Source organism: Azotobacter beijerinckii (genome assembly GCF_900110885.1).
GTDB lineage: Bacteria > Pseudomonadota > Gammaproteobacteria > Pseudomonadales > Pseudomonadaceae > Azotobacter > Azotobacter beijerinckii.
The window spans coordinates 40,757-53,007 of record NZ_FOFJ01000005.1; the positions used below are offsets into that span (position 1 = coordinate 40,757).

Consider the following 12,251-nt stretch of genomic DNA (forward strand, 5'->3'; position numbering starts at 1 on the left):
TTCCGTCGGGACCTTCAGCCGGGCATTTTAACCGGAATTTGCCGCATGTTACCTGCGATCAATCGTAGATGTTTTGCAGGATCAGTGCTGGGATTGACTTTCCCGCAGGCGTTGCGCAAAGCCCGCGGCGTCGATTTCGCCGACCACCCGCAGCGCCTCGCGCTCCTCTCCGTCGGCGGCGAAGAACTGGATCGCCGGCGGACCGAACAGTTGATAGCGATCCAGCAGCGCGCGCTGCGCCGGGGTGCCGGCGGTGATGTCGAAGCGGATCAGCCGGTAGCCCCCAAGCTGGGCGGCGACCTCCGGGGCGACGAACACCTCGCGTTCGAGCACCTTGCAGCTGATGCACCAATCCGCATACCAGTCGAGCAGCAGCGGTTGGCCGGCGTCTTTCGCCTCGGCCAGGGCGCCGTCCAGATCCTCCGCAGCGGTAACCGTCCGCCAGGCGCCGGCGGCCTGCGCGGCGGGGGCGGCGGACAGCGGCGCGCTGCCCAGCGGGCGCAGCGGATCGGACTCGCCGCGCAGCGCACCGGTCCAACTGGCCAGGGCATAGACCAGGAGGACCAGCCCGGCGAGCTGGCCGAGCTTCTGCCGGTGGCTCTTCGCGGTGAGTTCGAGGGTGCCGAGAAACAGCGCCACCCCCGCCGCCAGCAGACCCCACAGGGCCAGCGCCAGCGGGCCGGGCAGCACCCGTTCGAGCAGCCACACGGCGACCGCCAGCAGCAGCACGCCGAAGGCATTGCGCACCGCGAGCATCCAGGGGCCGCTCTTCGGCAGCAGGGCGCCGCCGCCGGTGGCCAGCAGCACCAGCGGCGCGCCCATGCCGAGCCCTAGGGCGAAGAGTTTCAGGCCGCCGCCGAGGGCATCGCCGCTGGAGCTGATATAGAGCAGCGCGCCGGCCAGCGGAGCGGAAACGCAAGGCGAGACCAGCAGGCTGGAAAGCACGCCGAGGGCTGCAGCGCCCCACAGCGAGCCGCCGCGCGTATTGCCGGCCAGGCGCTCCAGCGGCATGGCGAGGGCCTGCGGCAGACGCAGTTCGTAGACGCCGAACATGGCCAGGGCGAACGCCGCGAAGAACAGCGCGAAGGGCGCCAGCACCCAGGGCGACTGCAGGCGGGCCTGCAGGTTCAGCTCGGCGCCGAACAGCCCCATCAGCGCACCGAGCGCGGCGAAGCAGGCGGCCATCGGCAGCACGTAGGCCAGCGACAGGACCAAGCCGCGCGCGCCGCCGATCTCCCCGCGCAGCACCACGCCGGAGAGGATCGGCAGCATCGGCAGCATGCAGGGGGTGAAGGTCAGGCCGAGGCCGGCGAGGAAGAACAGCGCCAGCTCCCGCCAGCTCCAGGCCATCGTCCCGGCGGGCGGGGCGGCCTCGCTCGGGACGCCCGCCCCGGGAGCGCCGGCAGGGGCGCCGGCGATCTGCAGCCGCTCGGTTTCCGGCGGGTAGCAGAGCCCCTTGTCGGCACAGCCCTGGTAGCCGACCTGCAGGGTGAAGGGCTGTCCGTCCGGATTGTCCAGCGGCAGCTCGACGTCGAGCACGCCGTAGTAGACCTCGGTCTCGCCGAAGTAGTCGTCGGTCTTGAGCTTCCCGGCCGGCAGGCGTGGCGCGGCGAGCGTGATCCCGGCCGGTTCGGCGCGAAACTGCAGGCGCTGGCGGTACAGGTAGTAGCCCTCGGCAGCGACGAAGCGCAGCCGCACCGACTGTGGCGTGCTCTCCACCAGGCTCAGGCGGAACGCCTCGCGGACCGGCAGGAAGTCGCCGCGATTGTCCAGTCCGCCCAGCGTGGCGCTGGGCCGGCTGCCGAACAGGCTGGCGGCGGCGGGCAGGGCGAACAGCAAGAGGAGCAGGGGCAGCAGGCGGCGCATGGCGTTCTCGCAGAAACGTGCAGAAATACAACGGGCCGGATGATACCGGAGGCGACGGAGCGCTGCAGGGCGGGGCCTGCCGCGGCAACTGCCGCTTGGGTCGAGGAGCGGAGCGTCGCCGCTCTGTCTCGGTGCTTTCCTCAATAGTGTTAGGCTCTGCGCAACAGGCCCTCGGGCCTGCCGAATTTTCGAATCAAGAAGGATTTTGCCATGCTGGACTGGAAAGAATGCGCAATCCGTACGCGCGACGGCATCGACGGCGCGCTGCGTCGCGTCGTCGGCAACCACTGGCTGGGTCGCGCCCTGGCGCTGCTGCTCGCCGTCTACCTGCTGGTGGCCGGGCTGCTGGGCTGGTTCTGGAGCCTGGAGCCGGACCCCTTCCCGGTGCAAGAGAATGCCCAGGCCGCGGCTGAGCAGGCACAGCGCAAGTTCGTCAAGGGTTACACCACCGTCGAGACCCTGCGGACCGTGGCCGGTACCCTGCTCGACAAGCCGGGCGGCTACCTGACCAACGACCTTGCCCCGCCCGGACTCTGGCTGGACAACATGCCGAGCTGGGAATTCGGCGTGCTGACCCAGGTGCGCGACCTGGCCCGCTCGCTGCGCAAGGACATCGCTCGCTCGCAGTCGCAGTCCACCGAGGACACGGACCTGGCCAAGGCCGAGCCGCGCTTCAACTTCGACAACCGCAGCTGGGCGCTGCCGGCCTCCGAGACCGAATACCGCGTCGGGCTCAAGCTGCTCGACAACTACCTGGCCCGCCTGGCCGACCCGGCCAAGCCCGGCGCCCAGTTCTTCGCCCGCGCCGACAACCTGAGCGGCTGGCTGGGCGACGTCTCCACCCGCCTCGGCTCGCTCTCCCAACGGCTCTCGGCGAGCATCGGCCAGGAGCGCCTGGACGCCGACTTGGTTCCCGACGAAGCGACCGGCCAGACCCAGCAAGGGGAAGTCGTCAAGACGCCCTGGCTGCAGATCGACAACGTGTTCTACGAGGCGCGCGGCCAGGCCTGGGCGCTGTCGCACTTCCTGCGTGCCATCGAGGTGGACTTCGGCGACGTGCTGGCGCGCAAGAACGCCACCGTCAGCCTCCAGCAGATCATCCGCGAGCTGGAGGCGGCGCAGGAGCCCTTGTGGAGCCCGATGGTGCTCAACGGCGGCGGCTACGGCGTGCTGGCCAACCACTCGCTGGTGATGGCCAACTTCATCTCTCGGGCCAACGCCGCGCTGATCGACCTGCGCGCGTTGCTCTCCCAGGGCTGATGGACATCTCCGCACGGGAGGCGGCCCACCGGGCCGCCTCCGACGCCGAACTGATCGCCTGGGTCGACGCCGACGACCGCCCGCTCGGCGCGCTGCCCCGCGCCGAGCTGCGCGCGCGCCGGCTGATCGGTCGCGGCACCTTCATCCTGCTGTTCAACGGCGCCGGGCAACTCTGCGTACACCGGCGCACCCTCAGCAAGGCGATCTATCCCGGCTACTGGGACGTCGCCGCCGGCGGCATGGTGCAGGCCGGGGAGGACTACGGCGAGTCCGCCGCCCGCGAACTGGAGGAGGAACTCGGCATCGCCGGCGTGGAACTGCGCGAGCACGGGCGCTTCTTCTTCGACCAGCCGGACAACCGCCTGTGGTGCGCAGTGTTCTCGGCGACCTCCGACGCTCCCCTGGTCCTGCAGCCCGAGGAAGTCCTGGAAGCCCGCTTCATCCCGCCCCACGAGGCCCTGCGCGAAGCCCTGGAGCGCCCCTACTGCCCGGACTCCCTGCAGGCCCTGCGCCGCTGCCTCGGAATGGGCTGAGGCGGCCGCGACCTTTCGAGGGGCGGCGCGCCGCCGCTGGAAACGTGACCCCGGCTTTTCTGGGTGTGGTTGCGGGGCATTGACCCGGTGCATCTGGCGGCGCGCCCGGATTCCCTACACTGTTCCTGATTTCCACACGCGTCGGCCTGCCAGGGTGGCGGCCGACCGAACGGCAGGAGCTTTCATCCATGAAGATCGTGGTATTCAGTGCGCAGCCCTACGACGAGCGTTCTTTCGACGAGGTCCTGCAGCGGGACTACGCCTCCCGCGGCTTCGAGCTGATCTACCAGAAGGCCACGCTGTCGGTGCAGACCGTGGCGCTGGCCGAGGGCAGCGAGGCGGTGTGCGTCTTCGTCAACGACCTGCTCGATGCGCCGGTGCTGGAAACCCTGCACGGCTACGGCGTGCGGGCGATCCTGCTGCGCTGCGCGGGGTTCAACAACATCGACCTGGAGGCCGCCCGCCGGCTGGGGCTGTTCGTCGCCCGGGTGCCGGCCTATTCGCCGGAGGCGGTGGCCGAGCACACCGTCGCCCTGATCCTGGCCCTCAACCGGCAGATCCACCGCGCCTACAACCGGGTCCGCGAGGGCAACTTCATGCTCGACGGCCTGCTCGGCTTCAACCTGCACGGCAAGACCGTGGGGGTGATCGGCACCGGCAAGATCGGCATGGCCACGGCGCGCATCCTCAAGGGCTTCGGCTGCCGGGTGCTCGGCCTCGATTTGTACGAGACGGCCGAGTTCGCCGCACTCGGCGAGTACGTGGCGCTCGACGTCCTGCTCGCCGAATCGGACGTGGTCAGCCTGCACTGCCCGTTGAGCGACGCCACCCGACATCTGATCGGTGCCGCCAGCCTGGCGCGGATCAAGCCCGGCGCGATGCTGGTCAACACCTCCCGCGGCGGCCTGATCGACACCCACGCGGTGGTCGCCGCGCTCAAGTCGCGACGCCTCTCCGCGCTGGCCATCGACGTCTACGAGCAGGAGAGCCAGCTGTTCTTCCACGACCGCTCCTCGGACATCATCGACGACGACGTCTTCATGCGCCTGATGACCTTCCCCAACGTGATCGTCACCGGCCACCAGGGCTTCTTCACCGTCGAGGCGCTGCGCGAGATCGCCGAGACCACCCTGCACAACCTCGACTGCTTCGTCGGCGGCCGGGCCTGCGAGAATGTTCTGATGGCCGAGTAACCGCGGGAGGGGGATGGCTCGGAGCGGTTATCCCCCTGCGCCAGGGCTGCGGTTGGGGAGGGTGGGCTGCAGCGTCGCGGCCAGGGCCGCGCCCACTGGCAGCGAAGCCGCCCGACACCGTCTTCGGCATTTCACACGCTTGCCGCTACACTGCCCCCTCGTTTCCGCGCATTTCCGAGGAGCCCGCCTTGGCCAAGAAAGCCTCTTCACTCGCCGCCCTGGGCGGTCTGGTCTATTCCACCGACAGCGGCCGCCACTGTCCCGACTGCGGCCAGCCGGTCGCCGCCTGCGTTTGCGGGCAGAGCCCGGTGCCGGCCGGCGACGGCATCGCCCGGGTGCGCCGCGAGACCAAGGGCCGCGGCGGCAAGACGGTGACCACCGTCAGCGGCGTGCCGCTGGCCGAGGCCGAGCTGAAGGAGCTGGCCAGTGCGCTGAAGCGCCGCTGCGGCACCGGCGGCGCGCTCAAGGACGGGGTCATCGAGATCCAGGGCGAGCACGTCGAGCTGCTGGTCGAGGAACTCGCCCTGCGCGGTTTCAAGGCGAAAAAATCCGGCGGCTAGGCTGTATCAGACATCTCTGCACGGGAGAAACCGATGGCACGACGTACACGCAAGGACGACGGCAGCCAGTGGACCGTGGCCGACAGCCGCGCGGTCTACGGCATCCGTCACTGGGGTGCCGGCTATTTCGCGATCAACGAGGCCGGTCACGTGGAGGCGCGGCCGAACCGCGCCGCCGAGCGGCCCGTCGACCTCGTCGAGCTGGTCGGCCAACTGCGCGAGGCGGGCCTGTCGCTGCCGCTTTTGGTGCGTTTTCCCGACATCCTGCAGGAGCGCGTGCGCCAGTTGACCGGTGCCTTCGACGCGCACATCGCGCGGCTCGGCTACCGGAGCCGCTACACCGCGCTGTATCCGATCAAGGTCAACCAGCAGGAGGCGGTGGTGGAGAACATCATCGCCACGCCGAACGTCTCCATCGGCCTGGAGGCCGGCTCCAAGCCGGAGCTGCTCGCCGTGCTGGCGCTGGCGCCGAAGGGCGGCACCATCGTCTGCAACGGCTACAAGGACCGCGAATTCGTCCGCCTGGCGCTGATCGGCCAGAAGCTCGGCCATGCGGTGTTCATCGTCGTCGAGAAGGAGTCGGAGGTGCAGCTGATCATCGAGGAGGCCGCCGAACTGAAGGTCGTCCCGCAACTCGGCCTGCGCGTGCGGCTGTCCTCGCTGGCCTCCTCGAAGTGGGCCGACACCGGCGGCGAGAGGGCCAAGTTCGGCCTCTCGGCGGCGCAGCTCCTGCGCGTGGTGGAGCGCCTGCGCGGCGCCGGGCTGGACCAGGGGGTGCGCCTCTTGCACTTCCACATGGGCTCGCAGATCGCCAACCTGGCCGATTACCAGAGCGGCTTTCGCGAGGCGATCCGCTACTACGGCGAGCTGCGTGCCCTCGGCCTGCCGGTCGACCACATCGACGTCGGCGGCGGCCTGGGCGTCGACTACGACGGCACCCACTCGCGCAACGCCAGCTCGATCAACTACGACATGGACGACTACGCCGGCGTGGTGGTGGGCATGCTCCAGGAGTTCTGCGACGCCCAGGCGCTGCCGCATCCGCACATCTTCTCGGAGAGCGGCCGGGCGCTGAGCGCGCACCACGCGCTGCTGGTCGTGCAGGTCACCGACGTGGAGCGCCACAACGACCAGCTGCCGGAGATCGCCGATCCGCAGAGCCTGCCGGAAACCCTGCGCTGGCTGGTCGAGCTGCTCGGTCCGACCGACGACGAGATGGTCACCGAAACCTACTGGCGGGCGACCCAGTACCTCGGCGAGCTGTCCCGCCAGTACGCCGACGGCAAGCTGGGGCTGGCCGACAAGGCGCTCGCCGAGCAGTGCTACTACGCGCTCTGCCGGCGTCTGCACGACTCCCTGAAGGCCCGCCAGCGTTCCCACCGCCAAGTGCTCGACGAACTCAACGACAAGCTGGCCGACAAGTACATCTGCAACTTCTCGGTATTCCAGAGCCTGCCGGACACCTGGGCGATCGGTCAGGTCCTGCCGATCCTGCCGCTCGGTCGGCTCGACGAGGAACCGCTGCGCCGCGCCGTGCTGCAGGATCTGACCTGCGACTCCGACGGCAAGATCAAGCAGTACGTCGACGAGCAGAGCATCGAGACCAGCCTGCCGGTGCACGAGCTGCGCGCGGGCGAGGAGTACCTGCTGGGGATCTTCCTGGTCGGCGCCTACCAGGAGATCCTCGGCGACATGCACAACCTGTTCGGCGACACCGATTCGGTGAACGTCTACCAGAATGCCGACGGCAGCGTCTATCACGCCGGCATCGAGACCCACGACACCATCGAGGACATGCTGCGCTACGTGCACCTGTCGCCCGAGGAGCTGATGACCTACTACCGCGACAAGGTGGCCGGCGCGCCGATCGGCGCCCGCGAGCGCGCCCAGTACCTGGACGCCCTGCGCCTGGGGCTGACGCGCTCGTCCTACCTGTCGGCCTGAGCGAAAAGGCGCGGCCTTTCCCGTAGGGCGGGTTTCACCCGCCCTACGGGGCTTCCGATCGCCAGCAAGCGGGGGTAGCGCTCAGACCTCGCCCAGCAGGCGCCGGGCGAACAGGCCCATGACCAGGGCGCGCAGCGCCATGAAGGCGAGGAAGGCCAGCCACAGGCCGTGGTTGCCGAATCCCTGCAGCAGCCAGGCGAGCGGCAGCGCCAGGGCCACGGCGAGCAGCATGGCGTCGCGCATCTCGCGGGCGCGGGTGGCGCCGACGAACAGGCCGTCGAGCAGGTAGCTCCACACCGCGATCAAGGGCAGCGCGGCCAGGTAGGGCAGGTAGGTCTCGGCCAGTTCGCGCACCGCCGGGATGTCGGTCTGCAGGCGGACGAACAGCGCGCCGCCGACCAGGAAGAACAGCGCGAAGCCCAGGCTGGCCAGCAGCGACCACAGTCCGGCGACCGTCAGCACCCGGCGCAGGGCGGTGCGGTCGCGGTTGCCGATGGCGTGCCCGCACAGCGCCTCGACGGCGTGGGCCAGGCCGTCCAGGGCGTGGGCGGTGAGCAGCAGGCCGTTGAGCAGCAGGGCGTTGGCCGCCACCGTGGCGTCGCCGAGCCGGGCGCCCTGCACGGTGATCAGGAAGAACGCCAGCTGCAGGAGCAGGCTGCGCAGGAAGATGTCGCGGTTCACCGCCAGCAGCGGGCGCCAGTCCGCCCAGCGGCGCAGGGCGCCCCAGGGCAGCCGGCCGGGGTGCTGGCGCAGCGCCCGGCGGGCCAGGATGAGGCCGAGCAGGGCGCCGCTCCACTCGGCGATCGCCGAGGCGCGGGCGGCGCCGGCCACGCCCCAGTCGAGGCCGAGGACGAACCACAGGTTGAGGGCCACATTGACCAGGCTGGTGACCAGCAGCATGGCCAGCGGCGCGCGGGCGTTCTGCGTGCCGAGCAGCCAGCCGATCAGCGCGTAGCCGGCCAGCACCGCCGGCAGGCCGAGCAGGCGGGTGTGGAAGTATTCGCGGGTCAGCGCGTCGAGCGCCGCCGAGGGCTGCATCAGGCCGAGGGCGAACTCGCCGAAAGGCAGCGCCAAAAGGCCCAGCAGCAGGGCGAAGAGCAGCCCGAGCAGCAGACTTTGCAGCAGTACCCGGCGCAGTGCGGCGCCGTCGGCGCGGCCGCAGGCCTGGGCGGCGAAGCCGGTGGTGCCCATGCGCAGGAAGCCGAAGGCCCAGGCGAGGAGGGTGAACAGGCTGCCGCCGACCGCCACTGCGCCGAGCTGGTGGGCGTGCGGCAGGTGGCCGACCACCGCGCTGTCGACCAGCGTCACCAGCGGCTCGCAGAGGTTGGAGAGGATCATCGGCGCGGCCAGCGCCCAGACCCGGCGCTGGGTCGGCGCGTGGCGCCAGGCCTCGGCCAGGGCGCGGGCGTTCACCGGATCAGCCAACTGAGCACCCAGAGTCCCAGCAGCAGGTAGATCGCCCCGCCGACGAAGCTCCGCCGCAGCAGCGCGCGCACCCCGGCGACCAGCAGCGCCAGGCCGAGGACCAGGGCCAGGACGCCGAGCAGCGTGGGGTTCATGCCGAGGGTGTGCGACAGTCCGTCGAGGAACTGCGCGCCGGCCCGGGCGACCGAGCCGAACAGTCCGCCCAGCCCCTCGACGAGGTAACGGAGCGCCGCGCCCACCGCCTCGCCGAGCCATTCGAAGAAGTTACCCGCTTGCATTGCATCCCCCTGCCGAACCCAGAAAGGGGCGGTCCCGGCTCCCCCGCCGGGGGAGCGGGGCCGCCCGGAAAAACCGCGCAAGGATAGCGCGCCGGGCGGGCGCTTTCAGCGCAGCAGCAGCAGGGGCGTTCGCGACTTGTGCAGCATCTGGCTGGTGGTGCTGCCGAGGAGCAGGCGGCGGATTCGCGAATGGCCGTAGGCGCCCATCGCCACCAGGTCGATGGCGCGCTCCTGCCGGTAGGCATGCAGCACCGGCTCGAGGTTGCCCTCGCGGATCGCCGGGATCACCAGGAAGCCGGCGATCTCCAGCTGTGCCTGGGCGTCGTGCAGCGCGGCGCGGGTCAGCGCGTTGTCCTCGCCGACCATCAACAGATGCAGCGGCAGGCCCTTGACCAGCGGGCTGGCGGCTAGCGTGCTCACCGCCTGGCGGGCGCTCGGGCTGGCGTCGTAGGCGAGCAGCAGGCTGCCCGGTGCCTTGAAGTCGTCCGGCACGACCAGGGTTGGCCGGGCCAGGCTGCGGGTCACGTTCTCCAGCTGGCTGCCGATCGGCTGGCCGGCGTGGCGCCGGCTGTCCTCGCCCTGGCGGCCGATCACCAGCAGGCGGACGTCGGCGGCCATCTCGGCGAGGGTTTCGACCAGATCGCCGTGGCGCTGGCAGAGTTCCGGCTCCTCCAGGCCGGCGGCCAGGGCGCGTGCGCGGGCGGCGGCGAGGATCGCCTGGCCCTGCTCCAGGGCCACCTGGGCACGCCGCACGTCCAGCCGGGTCAGCTCGTCGGTCAGGTGCTCGCAGCTGCCCAGGCCGATGGCGCCGCTGTAGTCGCCCGGCGCCGGGTAGCGTCCGCGGTCCAGTACGTGCAGGAAGGTCAGCGGCTGGCCGAGGCGCCGGCTGGCCCAGATGGCGCCGTCGCAGACCGCCGCGGTGGCTGCGGAGCCGTCGATGCAGGCCGTAATCCGAGTCATGGGTCGTTCCTTTTTCAGTGTTCCATGGGTAGCTCGATGGCATCGGGTGGGTCGTGCACGCCGAAGCGGCCGGCGAGGGGGCGCTGGCCGCATCGAGGCCGAGCACCTCCAGCGCCGCCCCCGCGCGGCGATGTCCCGGAGGTGGGTACGGGACAGGTCGATGGCGACCCGGTTCGGTGCCTCCTTGAAATCGAAGGCTTCGACGAACGTGCTCGAGGAGCTGAAGGATACCTGTCCTGCCGCTCGGTAGGTACGGGCATGGCTGCGCGGTCGATGCGAGGTTCAGCGGCACGCCGCGGCCTGCCGCGGGCGTCCGGCGGCTGCTCTGCAGAAAATGGAACCTCGTTCTTGAATGAATGGAGGGATTGGATTATTTTCTGGAATGTAATTCCAGAAAAGCCTGTCTCGACCGTCTGCCGGCCTGCGTGCACGGCGGCGGGCCCCCGGCTTTCCAATCCGCCCGGAGACCCATAACAATGAGAACGACCCTTCAAGAGATTCAGGACGGCGAAAGCTTCGACATCGTCGTCGTCGGCGCCGGCGGCGCCGGCATGTCGGCCGCGCTGTTCGGCGCGCTGCAGGGCGCCAAGGTGCTGCTGCTGGAGAAGACCGAGTACGTCGGCGGCACCACGGCGTTTTCCGCCGGCACCACCTGGATTCCCAACAGCCACCACGCGGCCGAGATCGGCGTGCACGACGACAGCCTGGCCAAGGTCGGCGGCTACCTCGACCTGGCGGTCGGCGAGCGTTCCAGCGCCGAGCTGCGCCGGGTGTTCCTGGAGAACGGGCCGAAGGCGGTCAAGGCCATCGAAACCGGCACCTCGGTGCGCTACCGCGCCCGCCCGCTGCACCCGGACTACATCTCCGACCTCGAAGGCTCGACCCTGCGCGGCCGCGCCCTGGAGCCGCTGCCCTTCGACGGCCGGCTGCTCGGCGAGCGCTTTCGCCTGGTGCGTCCGCCGATCCCCGAGTTCACCGTGCTCGGCGGCATGATGATCGACCGCGACGACGTCAACCACCTGCTCAAGCTGACCCGCTCGTTCGCCTCGTTCCGCCACGCGGTCAAGCTGCTCTCCCGGCATGCCCTGGACCGCCTGCGCCATCCGCGCGGCACCCGCCTGGTGATGGGTAACGCGCTGATCGCCAGTCTCCTGCACTCGCTGGACGCGCGGGACGTGCCGGTGCTCACCGAATGCCGGCTCGACCGCCTGCAGCGCGGCACCGCCGGCATCGAGGCGCTGGAAGTGTCGCAGAAGGGCGTGAAGCGGCGGATCGTCGTCAAGGGCGGGGTGATCCTCGCTTCCGGCGGCTTCAACCGCCATCCCGAGCGGCGCCGCGCGCTGCTGCCGGGCAGCGATCCGCAGTGGTGCCCGGGGGCGCCGGGGCACACCGGGCAGGCCCACGACGTCGCCGAGGCGGTGGGCGCCCACTATGGCAAGCCCGGCCTGAGCCACGCCTTCTGGGCGCCGGTGTCGATCCGCAAGCGCGGCGACGGCAGCGTCGCGGCCTTCCCGCACTTCATCCTCGACCGCGGCAAGCCGGGGATGATCACGGTGAACCGGGAGGGGCGGCGCTTTCTCAATGAATCCACCTCCTACCACCTGTTCGGCATCGGCATGCAGGAGGCCGGGGTGGCGCCGGCCTATCTGGTCACCGATGCCGAGGGCCTGCGCAAGTACGGCCTGGGCATGGTGCGCCCGGGCGGCAAGGGGCTGAAGCCGTTCCTCGCCGACGGCTATCTCGTCGAAGGTTCGACCCTCGCCGAGCTGGCCGGGCGCCTGGGCATCGACGCCGCCGGGCTGCAGGACAGCGTACGGCGGATCAACGAATACGCACGTACCGGCGTCGACCTTGACTACCGGCGCGGCACCACCGACTACCAGCGGGTCAACGGCGACGCGGCGCAGCAGCCCAACCCCAACCTCGGGCCGATCGGCACCGCGCCCTTCTACGCGGTGCGCCTCTACCCCGGCGACATCGGCGCCGCCACCGGCTTCGCCACCGACACCGACGCCCGCGTGCTGGACGGCGACGCCGCGCCGATCGACGGTCTCTATGCGGTCGGCAACGACATGCACTCGATCATGGGCGGCACCTACCCGGGGCCGGGGATCACCCTCGGTCCGGGTCTGACCTTCGCCTACCTCGCCGCCCAGCACGCCGTGGCGCGGGCCCGGGCGCCTCAGGCCCAGGAGGCGAAGTCCGCCGTCGCCTGAGTCTTCCCCCTATGAA

At 70.4% G+C, this 12,251-nt stretch carries 10 protein-coding genes; 6 read left to right on the plus strand and 4 right to left on the minus strand.

Annotated features, from left to right (window positions below; genetic code table 11):
• Positions 1 to 81: 81 nt before the first annotated feature.
• Positions 82 to 1,866: a protein-disulfide reductase DsbD gene (locus tag BMY22_RS03895; protein WP_090619731.1), complete on the minus strand. Its 1,785-nt coding sequence runs from the start codon at positions 1,864 to 1,866 to the stop codon at positions 82 to 84.
• A gap of 210 nt (positions 1,867 to 2,076) precedes the next feature.
• Between BMY22_RS03895 and BMY22_RS03900 the strand changes: the two genes are divergently transcribed.
• From BMY22_RS03900 to speA, 5 genes are all read left to right on the plus strand, one after another.
• Positions 2,077 to 3,126 (plus strand): DUF2333 family protein, encoded by a 1,050-nt coding sequence (locus tag BMY22_RS03900; protein WP_090619733.1) that lies wholly within the window; start codon positions 2,077 to 2,079, stop codon positions 3,124 to 3,126.
• Positions 3,126 to 3,659, plus strand: coding sequence for an NUDIX hydrolase (locus BMY22_RS03905; RefSeq protein ID WP_090619734.1), 534 nt, complete (start codon positions 3,126 to 3,128; stop codon positions 3,657 to 3,659). Before BMY22_RS03900 ends, BMY22_RS03905 begins: the two co-directional genes overlap by 1 nt.
• Positions 3,660 to 3,847: 188 nt before the next feature.
• Positions 3,848 to 4,852, plus strand: a complete 1,005-nt coding sequence (locus tag BMY22_RS03910) for a 2-hydroxyacid dehydrogenase (RefSeq protein WP_090619736.1) — start codon at positions 3,848 to 3,850, stop codon at positions 4,850 to 4,852.
• Positions 4,853 to 5,040: 188 nt separating this feature from the next.
• A complete protein-coding gene (locus BMY22_RS03915) occupies positions 5,041 to 5,412 on the plus strand; it encodes a translation initiation factor Sui1 (RefSeq protein ID WP_090619737.1) in 372 nt (123 codons plus the stop codon).
• A 33-nt stretch (positions 5,413 to 5,445) separates the two neighbouring features.
• Positions 5,446 to 7,356, plus strand: a complete 1,911-nt coding sequence (speA, locus tag BMY22_RS03920) for an arginine decarboxylase (RefSeq protein ID WP_090619739.1) — start codon at positions 5,446 to 5,448, stop codon at positions 7,354 to 7,356.
• Positions 7,357 to 7,437: 81 nt separating this feature from the next.
• On the opposite strand, the gene BMY22_RS03925 is transcribed toward speA, so the two are convergent.
• The 3 genes from BMY22_RS03925 to BMY22_RS03935 all read right to left on the minus strand — a co-directional run bounded on the left by BMY22_RS03925 (position 7,438) and on the right by BMY22_RS03935 (position 10,019).
• Positions 7,438 to 8,781, minus strand: a complete 1,344-nt coding sequence (locus BMY22_RS03925; protein WP_244158789.1) for an MATE family efflux transporter — start codon at positions 8,779 to 8,781, stop codon at positions 7,438 to 7,440.
• Positions 8,766 to 9,059 (minus strand): hypothetical protein, encoded by a 294-nt coding sequence (locus BMY22_RS03930; protein WP_090619742.1) that lies wholly within the window; start codon positions 9,057 to 9,059, stop codon positions 8,766 to 8,768. Before BMY22_RS03930 ends, BMY22_RS03925 begins: the two co-directional genes overlap by 16 nt.
• 105 nt (positions 9,060 to 9,164) lie before the next feature.
• Positions 9,165 to 10,019 carry a universal stress protein gene (locus BMY22_RS03935; RefSeq protein ID WP_090619743.1) on the minus strand — a complete coding sequence of 285 codons (855 nt, stop codon included), beginning with the start codon at positions 10,017 to 10,019 and terminating at the stop codon, positions 9,165 to 9,167.
• A gap of 476 nt (positions 10,020 to 10,495) precedes the next feature.
• Between BMY22_RS03935 and BMY22_RS03940 the strand changes: the two genes are divergently transcribed.
• Positions 10,496 to 12,235: an FAD-dependent oxidoreductase gene (locus BMY22_RS03940; protein ID WP_090619745.1), complete on the plus strand. Its 1,740-nt coding sequence runs from the start codon at positions 10,496 to 10,498 to the stop codon at positions 12,233 to 12,235.
• Positions 12,236 to 12,251 lie beyond the last annotated feature (16 nt).